Genomic DNA, 18,015 nt, shown 5'->3' with positions numbered 1-18,015 from the left:
GGCCCCCCCGGGGGGCACCCCGGGGGCGGGGATTGCTTGCGGTTTGTCACCCCGGTGCACCGGGGGGGGCGGTGGGGCGGTTCCCATTGATGCCGCACCGGCCCCGCCGTATGTCCGAACCGTGCGTCTCCACCATTGGGAGTAGCAAACGATCGGGTATCCCTCCGTGGGATGACGTACAAAGGGCCATCGTGCGCATCCAAATTTCTTGGTGCATGTCTACGCTGTTGTGCGAGCGTTACGAAGAGTCGCAATCCTGGACATAAGACACAGGAGACCCTTCCACCACCCCACAATCGAGGAGCACGGTGTCTGCCACGACGCGGGCCGCCGCGAACGGCCACAACAAGAACGGCACCGGCACCCCGGCCGCCGAGCGCGTGCGCGGGATCTCGGCGGGGGTGTTGATCTGGTACCTGCGGATCGTGGCGGCGCTCGACTTCGTGTCCGCGATCTCGGTCCCGCTGCGTGACCGGGTTCGCCACCACGACACCGGCGAGTACTACACCCCGTTCCTGGTCACGTCCGGTTTCACGTCGGCGGCGCTCGCCGCGTTCCTCGCCATCATGCTCGGCCGACGCAAGCGGGCCGCCTGGGCGTTCACGGCGATCCTGCTGGTCCCGTCCACCGGCGTCTACATCTGGGCGCTGTGGTTCGACGACCTGCGCCAACACCCGTTCAACTGGTCCTCGACGATCATCACCCTGCTGATCTGCGTCGCGCTGCTGCTGAGCTTCGCCGAGTTCGGCGCCAAGGGCGACCGGGGCAACGTGCTCAAGGCCGGCCTGGTGCTGGCGTGCGGCGCGGTGGTCGGTGTGGTCCTGGGTTCGACCCTGGTCAACGCCACCGACGAGATCTCCACGTCGAGCATGGGCGACCGGATCCTGTACGCGGTGCTGCGCATCTTCACCCTCGCGCCGGACAGCGATCTGGGTTCGGTGTCGGTGCCGCGCTGGGTCGACATCCTGATCAACGTGGCCGGCGTGGTGCTGTTCCTGCTGGTGCTTTACGTGCTCTTCCGCGCGCCCAAGGGCCGCGAGTTGCTCACTCCCGACGACGAGGTACTGCTGCGCGAGCTGCTCGACAAGCAGGGCGAGCGCGACTCGCTGGGCTACTTCGCACTGCGTCGGGACAAGGCGGTCATGTGGTCGCCGAGCGGCAAGGCGGCGGTCGCCTACCGGGTCGTGGGCGGCGTCTCGCTCGCGTCCGGCGACCCGATCGGCGACCCCGAGGCGTGGCCCGGCGCGATCGACCGCTGGCTGGCCGAAGCCGAGGACCGCGCCTGGGTGCCGGCCGTGATGGGCGCCAGTGAGGAGGCCGGCACGATCTTCGCCCGGCACGGCCTGGACGCGCTGGAGCTGGGTGACGAAGCGATCGTCGAGGTGGCCGAGTTCAGCCTGGAGGGCCGCGCGATGCGTGGGGTCCGGCAGGCGTACAACCGGGTCAAGCGGGCCGGGTACACCACCCGGGTGCGTCGGCACGAGGACATTCCCGAGGGCGAGATGCGCGAGCTGCTCGACCTCGCCGACCACTGGCGGGACGGCCAGACCGAGCGCGGCTTCTCGATGGCGCTGGGCCGGTTGGGCGACCCCGACGACGGCCGCTGCCTGATGGTCGAGTGCATGGACGACGAGGGTCGGCTGCGCGCGGTGCTCAGCTTCGTGCCCTGGGGCTGCAAGGGCGTCTCGCTGGACCTGATGCGCCGCGACCGGGACTCGGACAACGGTCTGATCGAGTTCATGGTGCTGGACGTGATAGAGGGTGCGAAGGCGTACGCGGCGGCGAACGCCAAGCCCGCCAAGGGCAAGGGCAAGGGCCGACCGGCGCCGGAGGCCGAGGCCGTCCCCGAGCCGTCCTCGCCGATCGACATCGAGCGCATCTCGCTCAACTTCGCGATGTTCCGCTCGGTCTTCGAGCGCGGCAACAAGCTCGGCGCGGGCCCGGTGTTGCGACTGTGGCGCACCGTCCTGGTGTTCTTCTCGCGCTGGTGGCAGATCGAGTCGCTGTACCGGGCCAACGAGAAGTACCGGCCGATCTGGGAGCCGCGCTACATCTGCTTCCGCAAGGCCAGCGAGCTGCCCCGGATCGGCATCGCGGCGGCCCGGGCCGAGGGCTTCCTGACCACGCCGACGCTGCCCCAGCTCTTCGGCGCCCGGCACGAGCAGCGGGTCGCGGCGATGGCCAAGCGCAAGGCCGAGGAGACGACTCCGCCGCTCACCGGGTGGACCGCCGAGGAGCGCGAGCCGGCCGAGCACAAGCAGCCCTGATCGGCGATCCGATCGGTTCGACCACGCCGAAGGGCGGCGCTCCCATCCGGGGGCGCCGCCCTTCGGCGTTCGAGTCCGCGCTGTCGCGGAAGCGGCTCAGACCAGCCGGCGGATCTCGCCGCGCACACGGTAGAAGCCGCCGCGTTCGGCCGGGTGTACCGCGTCCACCACGTAGCGCGCGCCGGCGACCCGCACGTTCTTCGGGAACTGCACGTTCCAGCCGCTCTCGTAGCCCGCGGTGACCACGTGCACCCGCAGTCGGCCGCCGCCCTGGTCGACGCACTCGACCACGACGCCGGTGCCCGCGTCGGTGGTGGTGGCCACCTCGGTGGTCGGCACCACGGCCTCGATCGTGGCCGCCTTGACGTCGCGCACCTGCGGCACGGTGCCGGCCTGGGCCGCCTCGATGGCGGCCTCGCTCACGTCGATGCAGGCCAGCGAGCCGTCCGTGGTGACGATGTACAGCCGCTCGTCGCGGTACTGCATCGAGTAGGCCGAGCCGCACGTGGTGCCCAGCTTCCACAACCGGCGGCCGTCCTCGGCGAAGCAGTACACCGTCGAGGAACTGTCGCCGGCGAACACGTACTTGCCGTTCTCGGCGGTCGCGCAGGAGAACACCGAGGAGTCGCAGTCGTAGGTGGTGCGGATCGTGCCGTCCGACTTGGCGATCCGGTGCACCTTGTTGCCGGAGGTGCCGGCGTAGACGTCGTCGCGCTCCTGCCAGCCGAAGAGCACGCTGCCCTTGGTCTTCTGGCGCCACAGTTCCTTGCCGTCGTCGGCGGCGAACGCCTGCACACCGGCGCTGTGTCCGTGGTAGATCGCCTTCTCGTCGCAGCGCACCATCCACGCGCCGGTGCCGTTGGTCGCCGCGGCCCACAACGACTCGTCCTCGTGGTCGATGGTGGTGCAGCCGCCGTTGGAGTCGGACACGCCCAACACGCCGTCGTGGATGTCGAGCCAGTAGATGTCGATGTTGTCGGTGATCTCGTAGGCCACGCGCGGGGCCTTGCCGCCGACGTCGTACACGTTGCCGTTGTCGCACCCGGCGTAGATCCACGAGTCGTCCGCGACGATGCACTTGACGCCGTTGGGCAGTTGGTAGCGACCCGTCACCACACCGCTGTGGTCGAGGAACCACACGTCGCCGCGCTGGTTGCCGACCAGCACCCGCTCGGCGTCCACGAAGATGCCGAACGCCGAGGAGCCGGTGCGGTAGCGCCACAACACGGGCGCCGAGTTGCGGGCCGTGGTCGGGCGGGACACGATCTCGCGGCGGGTGATCGAGCGCGGCTGGCGCACCCCCTGGACGGCCGCCTCGTAGCCCTTGCGCAGTTTCGCGGCGACCTTCTTCTTCGCGTCCGCCTGGGCCTTCTCCGGGCTCGGGTGGGTGGCCGTGCTGGTCTGGCCCTTGGCGCCGATCCGGCCGTACGTGACCGTGACGTCGACGCCGTCGACGACGACCTCGTAGTACTTGTGCGCGCCGTCGCCTTCTTCGGACAGCTCAAGGTAGGTACGGGTCTCGGCCATGACGACTCCTCGGCTCCGCTGCTGTGTTGCTGCTGTTGTTGTTGCCGTGCTCGGGATGTGTGACTGCTGGTCGTACCGTGCTGCCGCCGCGGGCGGCTGCGGCCCGCGGTGGTGGACCTCGCGGTGGTGGACATCCGCCGCGAGACTCGTGGCGGGGCGCGGGAGGTGTGCCGTACGCGGGTGCCGTTCAAGGGGACTGATGCGCCGTCATCCCCCGTGGCGATGGTCAAGACCCTACTCACGCGAGCCGACAGCCACCGGGCCGGCGCGGTGCGGTTTCGCTCACTCGGACGGCGCAACCCGGGATCGAGCGGTTCGTTGTCGGGCAAAGCGTTGCGGAATCGAACCGTCCCCTACTCCGAGCGGAGGAGCGAGCCGGGTGCGGCCCCTCCCCCGGGACGACGTTTCAGCCTCGGAGGCCGGGTTAATCTCCACTCATCCCGATCACCGGTCGCCGGTCCGACCTCAGCACGGTCGGCCGAAGGCCCCGCTTGCCCGAGGAGTCCATGTGGCCGGGCACTTCTTCACGTCTTTGGCTCCCGCGGCGTTCGGCGCCAGACCCGCCGGCGAGCGGTTGGCCCGCATCCACAAATCCCCGCACTTCCGGGACGGTGCATTCCAAAATCCCGTGCCGACCCGTCGTGGCAGCCCCGGCGCGGTCGGCAAGATGTTGCGCGCGCAAAAGGCCGCGGCCGGGCTGCGTCGGCCGGCCCGCGCGATTCCGCTGGTCACCGCGTCCGCGTTGGACTTCGCCCGGGCGCCGCTGACCGGGCTGCGCGCCTGTTGGCTCGGGCACGCGACGGTGCTGGTGGAGATGGACGGCGTACGGGTGTTGTTCGATCCGGTCTGGAGCACGCGCTGTTCGCCGTCGGCGGCGTTCGGCCCGGCCCGGATGCACCCGGTGCCGGTGCGCTTCGCCGACCTGCCCGATCCGGATGTCGTGGTCGTCTCGCACGACCACTACGACCACCTCGACATGGCCACCATCCGGGCCCTGGGCAGGCGGGACGCGAAGTTCGTGGTGCCGCTGGGCATCGGCGCGCATCTGGAGCGCTGGGGCATCGCCGCGGATCGCATCACCGAGTTGGACTGGCACGAGGCGGGCGAGGTCGCCGGGTTGACCTTCACCGCGACGCCGGCCCGGCACTACTGCAACCGCGGCGCCCGGGTGCTCGGCACCGTGCTGTGGGCGTCCTGGGTGGTCGCCGGGCCCGAGCACCGGGTGTTCCACAGCGGGGACAGCGGCTGGTTCCCGGGCTTCGCGGAGATCGGGCGCGAGCACGGGCCGTTCGATCTGACCATGATTCAGGCCGGGGCGTACGCGGAGGCGTGGCCGGAGGTGCACCTGCACCCGGAGGGCGCGGTGCAGGCACACGCGGAGCTGGGCGGCGGGCTGATGTTGCCGATCCACTGGGGCACCTTCGACTTGGCGCCGCACGCGTGGGAGGAGCCGGCCGAGCGGTCGGTGGCGGCGGCCCGGGCGCTGGGCACCGACCTGGTGATCCCGCGGCCGGGTGCGCTGTTCGAGCCGGCGCTGGTGGACGGCGCGACGGTGGAGCCCTGGTGGCGCGACGTGGCCGCGGAGCCGACCCGATGGGCGGGCGCCGCGGGCACGGAGCGGGCGGCGGCGATCACGGCGGTGCCGGCGGCCTGAGCGGGGGCGGTGTGTGGCCGGCGTCGGGTCGGGAGCCGTCCCAGAGGTCGGCACGGACGCCGCGCGGGAGGACCATGACCGGGGTGCGGGCGTTGCGGACGATCTTGTGCGAGGCGTCGCCGACGAAGACCCGCTTGACCGGGCCGACCGTACCGGACGCGCAGATCAGCAGGTCGTCCGCCCAGGTGACCGCGTCCAGCGCGGTGCGCACGTCGGCGCCCTCGGCGGTCTCGCCGTCGGCCGGCACCGGAATCTCGGTCATCGCCGCCGCGAGGTCCTGCCGGGCCTGCTCACGTGCGGCGCGCGACACCTGCTGTTCGGCGGCCTGGTGCTGCCTGCCGGAGTACAGCCGCACCGGGCGCAGCACCAACGTGAGCAAGCGCACATCCGCGCGCAGCCGACGGGCGAACTCCACGCCACAGGTGAGCACTCCGCTCGGGTGTGTCTCGCGCTGGTAGGCGATCGTGCAGCGGGCGATGCCGGGCGGCGGATGGTCGGCGAAGCCGCGTGGGGCCAACACGACCGGCACCGGCGAGCCGTGCAGGAGCTGATCGGCGGTACTGCCGACGGCGACCCGCGCGCTGCGGCCGCCCGGGGCCGGGCCGATCACCACGAGTACGGCGCGGTGTCGTTCGGCGATCCGGGCCAGCCCACGACCGCTGCCGCGGTTGTCCTCGATCGCCCGCTCCACCGGCAACTCCGGCGCCCAATCCCGGAGTCGGGCCTGGGCGCCGTCCAGCAACCGGTCGGTCTCCTCGCGCAGGAACGCGCGCCACTCGGCGTCCACCGCGCCGACCCCGGCACCGGGCGACGCGGGCGGACGCACGTGCGCGAGTACGACTTTCGCGCCCAGTTGCCGGGCCAGCAGCATGCCCAGCACCAGCGCGTCCCGGGCCCGCGGTTCCGGTTGGCAGCCCACCACGATTCGCATCCGCGCGTCGTCCCCGCTCATCGGCCCACCTCGACGCCGTCGGCGCCCTCGGCCCGCCAACGCGAGTGGCGGTAGCCGTACAGGAAGTAGATCGCCACGCCGGCCGCCATCCAGACCAGGAAGACCTGCCACGTGGTCCCGGACAGCCGGGCCATCAGGTAGATGCAGAATCCGACGCCCAGCAGCGGGGTGATCGGGAAGAACGGGGAGGTGAAGCCGCGCGGCAGGTCCGGTCGGGTCCGACGGAGCACGATCACCCCGATGTTGACCAGCATGAACGCGAACAGGGTGCCGATGCTGGTGGCTTCGGTGAGTCGGCCGAGCGGGACCAGTGCGGCGAGCAGGGCCACCCACGCGCCGGTGATCAGCGTGTTCGCCACCGGGCTCTGGGTGCGCCGGTTCACCTTGGCGAAGATCGGCGGGATCAGGCCGTCCCGGGACATCGCGAACAGGATCCGGGTCTGTCCGTAGAGCACGGTCAGCACGACGCTGGCGATCGCGATGATCGCGCCGCCGGACAGGATCGTGGAGGCCCAGGAGCCGCCGGTGACGTCGGTGACGATCTTCGCCAGGGTCGCCTCGCTGCCCTCGAACTCCTGCCACGGCATGGCGCCGAGCGCGGCGAGGGCCACCGCGACGTAGACGACCGTGACGATCCCGAGCGAGATCAGGATGGCCAACGGCAGGTCCCGGCGCGGGTTCTTGGCCTCCTCGCCGGCCGTGGAGGCGGCGTCGAAGCCGATGTAGGAGAAGAACACCTGGGACGCGCCGGCGCTGATCCCGGCCACGCCGAGCGGTGCGAACGGCGACAGGTTGTCGTGCTCGAACGCGGTGAACGCGATGGCGCAGAAGAACGCCAGGGTGATCAGCTTGATGAAGACCATGATCGTGTTGGCCACGGCACTCTCCGAGACGCCGCGCACCAGCAGGATCACCGCGAGCAGTACGACGATCACGGCCGGGATGTTGAACGTGCCGCCGTCGCCCGGAGGTTGGCTGATCGCGTCGGGCAGGCTCACCCCGAACGCGGAGTCGAGCAGCTCGTTGACGTACTGCCCCCAGCCGACCGCGACGGCGGAGATCGACACGCCGTACTCCAGCAGCAGACACCACCCGCACACCCACGCCACGCCTTCGCCGAGCGTGGCGTAGGCGTAGGAGTAGGACGAGCCGGACACCGGGATGGTCCCGGCCAGTTCGGCGTAGGACAGGGCCGAGAACAGCGCGGTGACCGCCGCGAGCACGAACGAGATCACCACGGCCGGGCCGGCCTTGGGCACCGCCTCGCCCAGGATCACGAAGATGCCGGTGCCCAGGGTCGCGCCGACGCTGAAGAAGGTCAGTTCGAGCAGCCCCATGGTGCGCCGCAGTGGCGGGCCTTCACCGGCGCCCTCGTCCGCGCCGTCGGAACTCTCCTCGAGGATGGCGCCCACGGGTTTCGTCCGCAGCACTCCCCGAAGCGACCGGGGTACGGCGTGGCTGGCGGGCAATCCGGCCTCCCTGGAGAACAGGTCCTGAGGAGGGACGGGTGCCCCGATGGCGGGCTGTCGAACGGGCCTTCAGCCATTCGGCCGGGCCTGGGCGCGGGCGCCGGGCGCGGTGGCCACATCCGGTGCGCCCGGGCGATCCGCGAGCGGGCCGTGCACCGCCGCGTGGAGTGCGCCGGGCCGGGTCCGGGTCGGCGCGCCGTTCGGCCGATCCTCGGCGAGTCGAACATCCAGCGCCCGCCCGTGATCCGCCGTCGGGTCGAAACGCGAAACAGGTCGGATGCCCTTTCGGGTATCCGACCTGTGTTGGAGCCACAATCCGTGTGCGCTCGGCAGGATTCGAACCTGCAACCTTCTGATCCGTAGGAATGGGTGGCGCTGCGCCACGGGTGCTGACCACGTCGGCATCCGGTCTTGCACGTTGGCCTACGGACGGCTGCGGCTGGCAGCGTTGCGGTACTTCTGTGCTGTACACGCTCGCATGCTCGATGGGTCGCGCTTCGTCTGATGGCTCGGCCGGCGCCAACCGGCGTCTTGGTCTGTAGACGCCACGTCTACGTAGGACATGCGGTGAAGCTAGAATCCGACCTACGTACTGCTATAGGTAAGTGTTTAACAGTGGCGCTGGTGTTCGTCCGGCGGCACGAAGAACACGAAAACCCCGCCTTGCCTGGCAGCGTCGACGGGGCCTCGTGTCGTTCACCGCAGTGCCCTGGTGGCCTCAGCTACCAGGGCCATTGCCGTTGTAGAGGTCCCAGACCACACGCAACAGCGTGTAGACCGAGGCTCCCCATCTGCGAAACGCTGCAGCAGATCGCCTGGCAAGACCGCGGACATCCCGTCTTCTGAGCCATTCGGCTGTAGTCAACGGGAGCACCCCCCTCCCGGGGCCGAGTTTCACGGTTCGTGGGCCCCGCGGAAGGTCCACGGTGCACCCGGCAAGGCGGAGGGAAGTGCCGGATAAGCGTACCGTCGCCCCACACCCACCCTGATCCGCAACTACACGGTGAAGATGAGCAGTTGGAACCGCGTGGCACCGCACGGCACCCGAGGACACGCCAGGGCACTGGACAGCAGCCTGGATGCGTGATGGACATCACATTCGAGCATCGGCGTGTTACAGCAGATGTGTCCCGTCGTGAGCGCGAATGACGGGTGCCACAGGCTCAGCCATGGCATCGCTCACGCGCACGACGAACGCTTCGGTCATGAAGTCGGACAGCTCCGAGCGCTGCGCCCAGGTGAAGGCCGACACCTCGTCGTTCTCTATCAGGTGTCCGCCAAGCACTCGGCATCGGAAGACGAGCGCCACGACGCCGAGCGGCATGTTCTTGTAGACGCCGGTCAAGGCCACCGGTTCGACGTCCAGGCCCGTCTCTTCGCGCACTTCGCGACGGAGACCGTCCGGGATGCTCTCAGCAAGTTCGAGCACGCCGCCCGGTGCCTGCCACTGACCGTTGTCCCGGCGCTTCGTCAGAAGGCAGCGGCCCGAGGCATCCAGGACGACACCGGCGACACTGACCGAGTGGCGTGGCATTGAGGACACAGGGCTCACGCTCCGAACCGCGTGCACAAGGCCACCGTGACGTCGTCGTGCTGCTTGCCCCGGAACCGCCCGGCCGGTGTCTCGACTTCCGCTCGTCGGACGGCATCCACAAGCGATGCGGGGCCGTTCGCTTCGAGTTCGTCCAGGACACGACTCAGCGGCCACTCGTACCGCTCGAACAGCCGCGAGATCCCGTCCGTCATGACGGCCACCCGCCGCACGTCACCGGCAGGCACGGAGCCGGTCACGGCGTGCTTGGCAGCCTCCGGCTTCGTGCTCGCAACCCAGAAGCCCCCGGGCTGGTTCCGCACCTCTTGCAGAACCTCCCGGGTGTACCCCGGCAGATGAGCGGTGGCGTCGTCGTTCACCAACCGGACAGCCCCGGCCGGCGTCTCGATGAGAATGGGTGAGTCGCACAGAACCAGGTAGTCCATTACCGCCCCTTGGTGGCGCAGCAGGGCAACGGTGGTGGAAGGGCTGTTCGGGTTCGTCAGGTCGCACGTGTCCACGTGTTGATCGCAGACGGCCGTGATGCTCTCCGCGAGGATTTCGGCGAGGGACAGGCAATCCTCGGCGATCAGTCGAAGGGAGAGCTGTGCTGCCAGACGGCTGACCACCCAGGGCACATCGTGGATGCAGCCGGTTGACAGGCCGTTCGCGGTGGCGCCGTCCAACACGATGACGAAACGCTCGCTCGCGACGATGTAGTCGTCGTTCACACCGCCGGGGGACGGCTCACTGATGTGGCTGACCTGCAAGGATTCTTCCCGTCTACTCGGGTGCGTCGAATTCGTAGCAAAAGACGTGGCGGTCGCCAGCAACCACGGATGTCAGTACTTCCACAGGCCCATCGGCCGTGAACGCGATGCGCCGCAGATCCGCAACCGGTGTGCCGGGCGAGAGCCGAAGAGCTTTCGTCTCGGCCGGTGTGGGCATTCGGATGGCGATCTCTTCCCGGAAGCGTTCGAGGTGGTGGCCTCGTTCCTCCAACCGGGCGTAGCTTCCGCCCGGTCCTGTGTCAGGGGTACGGATGGCTGTCCCCTCCACGGTCTCCAGTCGGTAGTAGCTGTCAGCAACTTGCGTCGGCTCATCGTCAACCCAGTTACGGCGGCGGCGGACGAAAACGGTGGTCTCCGGCTCTACGTCAAACCACTCGGCCACCCAGTCCGGAGCCGGCACCTCGGCAAGCTCCAGGATCTCTTGCCCCCACTTTCGCCCCTGAGCCTCGATCTCCGCCTCGAACGCGGCCTTGCCGGAATCACGGGTCTTCCTGGAGAAGCGATGTGAGCCCATGTGGATGGTTGGCGGCTGCTTCTTGACGAAGACGCCCCGCCCCCGCTCTGACACCACCAATCCCTCGGCCTTGAGCAGGGCAACTGCTTGGCGAGCGGTCTGGGGCGCGGTTCCGAAGCGTCCGACAAGCACGCTCTCAGACGGAAGTTTGTCGCCCGGCGCTAGGCGCCCGCTGGTGATCTCGTCGCGGAGTTCGTCCGCGATCTGACGGGATGGCGAACGCGGGTCGGTCGGATCGATGGCCATATCTCCAGCTTAGGGGACTTCACTAGTGAGGTATTGCGCTCGAACGCGCCGTAGCGCTACTGTCACATCACAACCTCACTAGTGAGGTTGTGAGGCACCTAGGTGCCTGGTTCCACGTGTCTTCGCTGGCTCTGCGTTCCGGCGGATACGGCGGCGTTCATCGCCGCTCGTCCGGGTGGTAGCGGGGTGGCCTGTTCCTTGACAACTGGATCGATCCGAGCACTTCGGCCGGAGCCCCGGGCCGCTCGGATGCGTGCTGCACAGGGGCCGGCTACGAGTGCTTTTGGTCCTCGGTGCGCGGCATGACACGCGCGTCGGGGGTCATGGCCACTCGTCTCTGAAGACGGGGCACACCGACGTGTGCCGGGGCGACCGCTGATCCTTGCCGGGAAGCGGTCGCCCCGTGGGTCGTTCCTCCGATGCAAGGAGTACGACCGTGAGAAGCATTGTCGCTGGTCGCCATGCGGCCACGATCGCCGAGTTCGCCGAGTTGGCGCTCGGTGTCGACTGGGTTCTGTTCGACGGGGTGCCCGGGGAGTCGGTGGAGGAGGAGGCGGCGCGGCTGGACGCGGCGCGGGACATCCTCTCGGACCTGTGGGCGACGGATCGCGAACTGGCCCGGCACGTGGAGCGGTTGCTGGCCCGGTTGTGGGCGGTGGATCCGGGGACGGCGGTGTGCGCCGAGATGCTGGTGACGGGCACCGCTCCGGCTTCGGTGGGGGCCGTCGGGGTGCGGGAGGGGGCGTGGGCGGCATGAGCGTCCTGCACCCCGAAGCGGAAGCGGGCCGGGGGTCGATGCCCGGTCGTGAGCGGGAGTCGACGGCGCGGGCGGCGGAGGCGTTGCGGGCCCTGATGACGGACGGTCCCGCGTTGCCGGGTGTCTACGTGTGGAGCCTTGCGCGGAGTGCGTCGGTTGTCGCGCAGGACGGCGGGGAGGTCGTTGGGCAGGCGTCCGGTCCGAATACGACCGACGACGAATGGCGGTCGGTGTTCGCGGATCTCGCCCGCCGCACCGGCGGCGCGCTGGTGGAGTCGCCGTTGTCCGGCGTGCCGATCGCGCACCGGTTGAGCGTGACGTTCCGGTGGCGTGGTGTCCGGGTCGTGTTGTGGCGTCACGTCGCACCCGTCGGGGACGGCGGTGCGCGATGACCGATCCGCGCATCGTGACGCTTCGCCGGACCGATCGCGGGTTGACGGTCGCGCTCCTGACGGTGGCCACGCTCGCGTTGGTGTTCACGTGCGTGAACGTGACGCGTTTCGCGACCGGTCACGGCACGCCGTGGTACATCGCGTGGTTGCTGGACCCGATGGTCTCGCTCGCGTTGGGGGCGGTGCTCCTGACGGACGGGATCCTGGGCAGGCACGGTGATCGGCCGGGCGGAAGCGCGACCGCGCTGCGTCTGTTCGGCGGCCTGGGCAACTGGGTGATGAACGTGTGGGGCAGCGTGTGGCCGGACGGGTCGTTCGGTGTTCCCCGGGATCCGGACGCGGCGGGGATCGTTCTGCACTCCGTTCCCCCGCTGTTGCTGATCCTGCTGGCCGAAGCCGTGACGGTCTACCGGCGCCGGATCGCCGACCTGATCCGGCAGTTCGAGGAAAAGGCCGCCGACCAGCGACGGGAACACCCCGAGCAGGCACCGGACACGACCGGGACACACGTTCCCGAGGTGTTGCCCCCGGACCCGTCGGCCGTCGCCGAGATCCCGGCGTGGACGCCCGAGCCCGGGGCCGCGCAGGTCATGCAGGAGGCATTGCCGGACACGGTGTCGGAAACGGACCTGCGCGCGGTGTACGCGTTGCTGGACGCGTCCGGCGAGCGTGTCTCGTACCGGCGCGTGATGGGCGAACTCGGCGTCGGCTACCCGAAGGCGAAGGTCGTGTTGGACGCGGCCCGCGCGCTGCGGGAACCGCGTTCCCCGGGTTCGGCGGACGTGTCGCGGCTGAGTCTGGTTCCCGTGCCCGCGAAGCCGCGGTGGACGTCGGGCGGTGCCTCGTGAGGCCGCCGATCGTCGGCGGTGCCCTGTGGGACGCGGTCCTCGAACGTGAGGCCGGCACCTGCGGGTGCGCCGGGGAGTGCGGCAAGCGCCACAAGGAGAGCGGCGGCCGGTGCGATCGGCACGACGCGCTGATCGTGGCGCCGCGTGATCTCGCGACGCCGATCGCGGTCGCGGTCGGCCTGGACCCGGCGGAGCTGACGACCTGGTGTCAGCGCTGCCACCTCCCGGCGGCGACCGCGGCACGCAAGGCCGCGAGCGTGCTTCGAGCGGCCGATTCCGAGCCCGAAGCACTGTTCTGAGCCCTGACCGGCTCCCCTCGCACCCGACCCGCACAACGGCGGCCGGGTGCGGGGGAAGCGGGGTCAGCCCTGCTCGAACCATCTTGCTCGAACCCACACACCGCATCCACGAGGGAGGGCCCGATGGCCCAGCAGCAGCAACAGCGGCGGCGCAAGGGGTCGGCTCAGGAGATCCTGGGCGACCCGGAGTTCATGACGAACAAGAGCATCCGCGACTACTGCAACGCGGGCAGGTTGTTCTGCCGGGACGGCTCGTTGGAGATCGCGATGGCCGCCGAGGAGTTGCAGGCGGTCCTGTCCCAGATCCGCCCGGTGGACACCCGCATGGCCGGGCGCGCGGGGGTCCGGCGGGCCAAGGACGTCTCGCGTCACCTGACCATCGCCGCCGGGGCGCTGCGCTACGCGGCCGGGTCGATGGCGAAGGCGTACGCCTCGTTCCAGAAGAACTACGCCCCCGAGTTGCAGGCCGCCGGGGTCAAGCCCAAGGCCGCGCCCGCGTTCAAGTTCGAAGCCTGAGAGGGGAATCGACCGTGGCAAGGAAGTCCCGCCCGCCCAAAGGGCGTTCGATGGTGGCGGCCCCGGTGGACCAGGCCGCCAAGCACCTCACCAGCCGCGCCGCGCCGCTGTTGCCGCCGTGGGCGGTCGCGGCGGGGCTGACGATCCCGGCGGCTCTGGCGCACGAAACGATCGGCAGCAACCCGGCGGCGACCGCGTTGATCGGCGCGGCCGGTGCGGGGATCACGGTCGCGGCGTGGTCGGAGGCGTCCAAGCGGTCCCCGCGGTTGCGGACGATGGCCACGGTGTCCGCCGGGGCCGCGTCCACCTATCTGACTGCCGCGACCGTGGCCGGGCCGACGTCGCCGAACGTGGCCCTGTTGCACGCGCTCGGCGGCGGCACTCTCGCGTTGTGGTGGAACCTGCGTCACGCACTGCGCAACTCCGGGTCGGAGGGCGCCGGTGACGGGTTGCTCGACCTGGTGGGGTTGGCCCGTACGCAGGTCGTGAACGGTCGGGTGGTCGGCGGTGAGGTCAGTGCGGAACTCCGGTTGCCCCGGGGCGAGATGGTGCCGGACGACGTCCAGCAGCGGATCCCGCACATGGCGTCCGCGCTGGGCACCGCGCCCGGGGCGATCCGGGTCACGCCGAACCGGGACGACCACTCCCGGGTCACGCTGTCGGTGACGCCGGTGGACCATCTGCGCAAGTCGGTGCTCTACCCGGGTCCGTCGTTGCCGGGGCAGTCGATCGGGCGGCCGGTGCGGCTCGGCGTCTACCAGGACGGCCGGCCGCTGGAGTTCCACCTTCCGGGTACCGAGGACCGCGACCACCCCCGTCCGCTCTCGCACCTGCTGACCACGGGCATGAGCGGTTCGGGCAAGTCCGGCAGCCTCAAGGTCGTGCTTGTCGAGGCGATGACGCGCTCGGACGTCGTCGTCTGGCTCGGAGACCCGTCCAAGGGCAGCCAGAGCGTGGGCGCCATTCAAGGCGGTCTGGACTGGTGCGAGACCACGCCACAGGGCGTCGAGGCTCTCCTCGACGTGCTGCCGATCGTGGTCAAGGCCCGCGCGGACCAGCTCGGGCGCCTGGGCTACGCGCAGTGGGAGCCGGAGTGCTGGACCAAGCACCAAATCCCGCTCCTGCTGGTGCACTTCGAGGAGTCCGCCGACGACGCCGTGGCGGACCACCCGAACGTCGTCAAGGTCGCCCAACAGGCCCGCTCGACGGGAACGGTCCTGTCGTTCTCCCTCCAGCGCGCCTCGTACGCGGGCATCTCCACCGAGGTGCGCGCACAGTTCGGGACGTCGCTGATCTTCGGCGTCAAGGACGACACCGACGCCTTCACCCTCGACGCCGGAGCGAAGGCCGCCGGAGCGTCGCCCGAGCAGTGGGCGGCCGACCGCGCCGGGATGCTCTACCTCCAGGCCCCCGGCGTGGAGCGCGAGCGCTGGCCGATCCCCGCGCGCGCCTACCGGCTCCCCGACGACGAGCAGGTGCGGCGCCTGATCGCCGCGTACGACGCGATACGCCCGCGGGGCGTGGACACGGCCACCGCCAAGGCGGCCGGACCGCGCTACGCGGCCTACAAGGCCCGCGCCACACGCCGCGCCGGGAGCGAGGAACGGCCCGAGGCCGGCCCGCTGCGGGCCGCTCTCGCCGAGCGTCCGCGCGTGCCCGCCCACTTGGACGATGCCGAGATCGTGGAGGGCGAAACCATGGACGACACGGCCGAGTTCGAGCCCGCCGCGCAGCCGTACGCGGTCGCCCACGAAAGCGACCTCGACGCGGACGCGGACCCCGACACCGAGCTGGAGGAACCCGCCCGGGTCGTTCAGGTCGCAGAGGCGGAGTTCGCCACCAAGCGTCCCGCGGCGGACGCGCTCGCCGAGATGGCGACCATCCTCGAAGAATTGCGGGCCGAGGGCCGGGCGGTGTGCGCGCCGCGCGACTTCCCGCAGTCCCGCGTCGGGCGCTCCCGAAGCTGGGTCTCGCGCCGCCTCGCCGAGTTCGCCGACAACGGCCGACAGGTCGCCGAGAACCCCGGCGGACAGATCGGATCCTGGCTCATCGTCCCCCACGACGACGCCTACGAGGACTACGCGGCGTAACAGGAAGCCGGGTGTGCGCACGCGTGCGGATCGCGTGCGCACACCGTGTGGCCCTCGCGCCCACGCGCGCGCGTTGACCTGCGCTTTCGCCCGTGCGCACACCCGCACGCGTGCGCACACCCACACCCACACCCCATTACGCACCGTGACCGCCCGAGGGGGCATTCATGACGCCCGACCCCACCGCCGGAACTCCGGATCCGGCCCCGCACCCGGACGTGATCAAAGCCCTGCACCGCCGGATCGCCGACACGATCGGAAACCTGCGCGCCGCCGACCAGAAGGCCGGCGTCCTGCTCGCCGGAATCGGGATCGTCGCCGCCTCCACCGGCGGCATCGACTTCCGCCCCGCGGCCCTCGCCACGGCCCTCACGCTCGGATCCGCCGCAGTGCTCCTCGCGCTCGTACTCGCCCCGCGCGGCTCCCTGTCCATCCACGCCCGACGCGACGCCGACATGAGCAATGTCCTGCTCGCCGTCGGCGACCTGGAACAACCCCGGGCACTCGCCCGCGAGTTGACCGTGCTGTCGGAGATCGCGACGCGCAAGTACCGGCTGATCCGCGCGGCCCTGTTCCAACTGGGCTTGACCGCAGCCCTCTTCGTCACCGCGCACGTCGTCGCCTGACCGACCGTCCCACACGGCTCCGGACCCGTGTCCGGGGTCGTGGAGGCGGCCGATCGGCAGCCCAACCCGGGAATGCCTACTGCCCCACCGGGGCACCCCGGCCGGCGCATGTTCCCCACCCGCCGAACCCTCCCCGGGGCGACCGTCTTTCCGCCAAGTCCGGCGGTCGCCCCGGCTCCCTCACACACGAGCGATCAGGAGAACATCAGCATGGACCAACGCACCATCCATCCGCCCCCCTTCTCCGGGAACGGCCCTCGCATCGGGTCGTTGTGCACCGGCTACGGCGGCCTGGACGACGCCGTGCGCGCCGTGCTCGGCGGCGAGACCGTGTGGCACGCGGACAACGACCCCGGGGCGAGCACGATCCTGGCCCACCACTGGCCCACCGTGCCCAACCTCGGGGACATCACCGCCGTCGACTGGGCCGCGGTCGAGCCGGTCGACGTCGTCACCGGCGGGTACCCCTGCCAGCCGTTCAGCGTCGCAGGCCGACGAAAGGGCACCGCCGATGTCCGTCACATCTGGCCCCACATCGCCACCGCCCTCGGCGTACTACGACCCCGACTCGCGGTCTTTGAGAACGTCTCAAACCACCTTCGACTTGGGTTTGCCGACGTCCTCGCCGACCTTGCCCGCCTCGGGTTCGATGCGCGCTGGTGCCGTGTACGCGCATCGGAGGTCGGCGCTCCCCACCGACGCGAACGACTCTTCGTCATCGCCTGGCCTGCCGACACCGCGCGCGAGGGACAGCCGCGGCAGGGGCTTCGAGGACGGCCTACCGAACGTCGTGCAGACACTGCCGACACCCCGCGCCTCGGACGCGAACGGCGCCGGAGCGCACGGGGACGGCGGCCCGGACCTGCGAACGGCGGTGTCACTGCTGCCGACACCGACCGCGGCGGACGGCGACCGGACCAGCTCCACCTACCCCCGGGGCAACCCGACGTTGCGTGGGGCGACTACGCACCCGCCATCGACCGCTGGGCCCGCGTCCTCGGCCGCCCCGCCCCCCGACCAACCGACACTCTGGGACGCCTGAACCCCACGTTCGTGGAATGGCTCATGGGCCTGCGCGCCGGCCACGTCACCGACGTACCCGGCCTCACCCGCACCGCCCAACTCCACGCACTCGGCAACGGCGTCATCCCCGCCCAGGCCGCCGCCGCGCTCCGCCTCCTGCTCGCGGATCGGCACGCGGGCGACGGCACGGCCCTGGGCGTCGCGGCATGAGCGCGCACCTGCGGACCGCCCTCGCACTGGCCGACATCGGGGTACCGGTGCTCCCGCTGCGGGCGGGGAAGGTCCCGTTCGGGAACTGCCCTGCCTGTGCGGACCTGCTGTGCGGCGGCCGACCGCACATGAAGGCGGCCGGGCCCTGCCGGTGCCCCTCGGTGTGCCACGCCTGGGCCGCCGCGACCACCGACCCGACCGTCATCGACTCCCCGCCGTGGGCCTGGGCATGGCAACAGGCCGTCGCCGTCGCCTACCACCCCGGCGGGGCCGGGTTCACCGTGGTGGACCTGGACGACCGGG

17 protein-coding genes and 1 pseudogene are annotated in these 18,015 nt (G+C 70.6%); 12 read left to right on the top strand and 6 right to left on the bottom strand.

Going from position 1 to position 18,015, the window contains the following annotated elements; translation table 11 throughout:
* Positions 1–308 precede the first annotated feature (308 nt).
* Positions 309–2,267, top strand: coding sequence for a phosphatidylglycerol lysyltransferase domain-containing protein (locus ACFXMF_RS39655; RefSeq protein WP_360311114.1), 1,959 nt, complete (start codon positions 309–311; stop codon positions 2,265–2,267).
* Positions 2,268–2,363: 96 nt separating this feature from the next.
* Here ACFXMF_RS39655 and ACFXMF_RS39650 read toward each other — a convergent pair whose 3' ends face one another.
* A complete protein-coding gene (locus ACFXMF_RS39650) occupies positions 2,364–3,794 on the bottom strand; it encodes a WGR domain-containing protein (protein ID WP_360311116.1) in 1,431 nt (476 codons plus the stop codon).
* 628 nt (positions 3,795–4,422) lie between these two features.
* Between ACFXMF_RS39650 and ACFXMF_RS39645 the strand changes: the two genes are divergently transcribed.
* Positions 4,423–5,448 (top strand): MBL fold metallo-hydrolase, encoded by a 1,026-nt coding sequence (locus tag ACFXMF_RS39645; protein WP_360311118.1) that lies wholly within the window; start codon positions 4,423–4,425, stop codon positions 5,446–5,448.
* On the opposite strand, the gene ACFXMF_RS39640 is transcribed toward ACFXMF_RS39645, so the two are convergent.
* From ACFXMF_RS39640 to ACFXMF_RS39620, 5 genes are all read right to left on the bottom strand, one after another.
* The gene (locus ACFXMF_RS39640; RefSeq protein WP_379991547.1) at positions 5,426–6,400 is read right to left on the bottom strand and encodes a universal stress protein; all 975 of its coding nucleotides are present in this window, start codon (positions 6,398–6,400) and stop codon (positions 5,426–5,428) included. The genes ACFXMF_RS39645 and ACFXMF_RS39640 overlap by 23 nt on opposite strands.
* Positions 6,397–7,890 carry an amino acid permease gene (locus ACFXMF_RS39635; RefSeq protein WP_379991556.1) on the bottom strand — a complete coding sequence of 498 codons (1,494 nt, stop codon included), beginning with the start codon at positions 7,888–7,890 and terminating at the stop codon, positions 6,397–6,399. Before ACFXMF_RS39635 ends, ACFXMF_RS39640 begins: the two co-directional genes overlap by 4 nt.
* 1,093 nt (positions 7,891–8,983) lie before the next feature.
* Complete coding sequence (locus ACFXMF_RS39630) at positions 8,984–9,421, bottom strand: NUDIX hydrolase (RefSeq protein WP_379991548.1); 438 nt, start codon at positions 9,419–9,421, stop codon at positions 8,984–8,986.
* The gene (locus ACFXMF_RS39625) at positions 9,418–10,131 is read right to left on the bottom strand and encodes a protein phosphatase 2C domain-containing protein (RefSeq protein ID WP_379991549.1); all 714 of its coding nucleotides are present in this window, start codon (positions 10,129–10,131) and stop codon (positions 9,418–9,420) included. The genes ACFXMF_RS39630 and ACFXMF_RS39625 overlap by 4 nt, the downstream gene beginning before the upstream one ends.
* Before the next feature lie 52 nt (positions 10,132–10,183).
* Complete coding sequence (locus ACFXMF_RS39620; RefSeq protein WP_379991550.1) at positions 10,184–10,951, bottom strand: GntR family transcriptional regulator; 768 nt, start codon at positions 10,949–10,951, stop codon at positions 10,184–10,186.
* 436 nt (positions 10,952–11,387) lie between these two features.
* Between ACFXMF_RS39620 and ACFXMF_RS39615 the strand changes: the two genes are divergently transcribed.
* The 10 genes and pseudogenes from ACFXMF_RS39615 to ACFXMF_RS39570 form a co-directional block, all read left to right on the top strand.
* Complete coding sequence (locus ACFXMF_RS39615; protein WP_379991551.1) at positions 11,388–11,708, top strand: hypothetical protein; 321 nt, start codon at positions 11,388–11,390, stop codon at positions 11,706–11,708.
* Positions 11,705–12,100, top strand: coding sequence for a hypothetical protein (locus tag ACFXMF_RS39610; RefSeq protein WP_379991552.1), 396 nt, complete (start codon positions 11,705–11,707; stop codon positions 12,098–12,100). The genes ACFXMF_RS39615 and ACFXMF_RS39610 overlap by 4 nt, the downstream gene beginning before the upstream one ends.
* On the top strand, positions 12,097–12,948 hold the full coding sequence (locus ACFXMF_RS39605; protein ID WP_379991553.1) for a hypothetical protein: 852 nt from the start codon (positions 12,097–12,099) through the stop codon (positions 12,946–12,948). The genes ACFXMF_RS39610 and ACFXMF_RS39605 overlap by 4 nt, the downstream gene beginning before the upstream one ends.
* On the top strand, positions 12,945–13,247 hold the full coding sequence (locus ACFXMF_RS39600; RefSeq protein WP_379991554.1) for a hypothetical protein: 303 nt from the start codon (positions 12,945–12,947) through the stop codon (positions 13,245–13,247). Before ACFXMF_RS39605 ends, ACFXMF_RS39600 begins: the two co-directional genes overlap by 4 nt.
* A 3-nt stretch (positions 13,248–13,250) precedes the next feature.
* Entirely contained in the window at positions 13,251–13,763 is a 513-nt protein-coding gene (gene traA / locus ACFXMF_RS39595; protein ID WP_380021052.1) for a plasmid transfer protein TraA, read from the top strand.
* Positions 13,764–13,777: 14 nt separating this feature from the next.
* The gene (locus tag ACFXMF_RS39590; RefSeq protein ID WP_379991555.1) at positions 13,778–15,853 is read left to right on the top strand and encodes a hypothetical protein; all 2,076 of its coding nucleotides are present in this window, start codon (positions 13,778–13,780) and stop codon (positions 15,851–15,853) included.
* Positions 15,854–16,020: 167 nt separating this feature from the next.
* Complete coding sequence (locus tag ACFXMF_RS39585) at positions 16,021–16,479, top strand: hypothetical protein (protein ID WP_379991536.1); 459 nt, start codon at positions 16,021–16,023, stop codon at positions 16,477–16,479.
* A gap of 72 nt (positions 16,480–16,551) precedes the next feature.
* Positions 16,552–17,157 (top strand): annotated as a pseudogene (locus ACFXMF_RS39580) (DNA cytosine methyltransferase); the annotation flags it as partial.
* A 375-nt stretch (positions 17,158–17,532) separates the two neighbouring features.
* Positions 17,533–17,712, top strand: a complete 180-nt coding sequence (locus ACFXMF_RS39575) for a hypothetical protein (RefSeq protein WP_379991537.1) — start codon at positions 17,533–17,535, stop codon at positions 17,710–17,712.
* On the top strand, positions 17,709–18,015 hold a 307-nt coding region (locus ACFXMF_RS39570), incomplete at its 3' end, for a bifunctional DNA primase/polymerase (protein WP_380021050.1). The genes ACFXMF_RS39575 and ACFXMF_RS39570, both read left to right, overlap by 4 nt.

The organism is Embleya sp. NPDC059213 (genome assembly GCF_042754445.1).
Classification (GTDB): Bacteria; Actinomycetota; Actinomycetes; order Streptomycetales; family Streptomycetaceae; genus Embleya.
The sequence above is the reverse complement of the archived record's forward strand: the minus strand, read 5'-3'. Positions and strand labels throughout refer to the sequence as shown.

Bases quoted from the DNA above. Each gene is read 5' to 3' on its own strand.
- ACFXMF_RS39650 (WP_360311116.1), bottom strand. From the start codon at position 3,794: ATGGCCGAGACCCGTACCTACCTTGAGCTGTCCGAAGAAGGCGACGGC.
- ACFXMF_RS39640 (WP_379991547.1), bottom strand. From the start codon at position 6,400: ATGAGCGGGGACGACGCGCGGATGCGAATCGTGGTGGGCTGCCAACCG.
- ACFXMF_RS39620 (WP_379991550.1), bottom strand. From the start codon at position 10,951: ATGGCCATCGATCCGACCGACCCGCGTTCGCCATCCCGTCAGATCGCG.
- ACFXMF_RS39610 (WP_379991552.1), top strand. From the start codon at position 11,705: ATGAGCGTCCTGCACCCCGAAGCGGAAGCGGGCCGGGGGTCGATGCCC.
- ACFXMF_RS39605 (WP_379991553.1), top strand. From the start codon at position 12,097: ATGACCGATCCGCGCATCGTGACGCTTCGCCGGACCGATCGCGGGTTG.
- ACFXMF_RS39585 (WP_379991536.1), top strand. From the start codon at position 16,021: ATGACGCCCGACCCCACCGCCGGAACTCCGGATCCGGCCCCGCACCCG.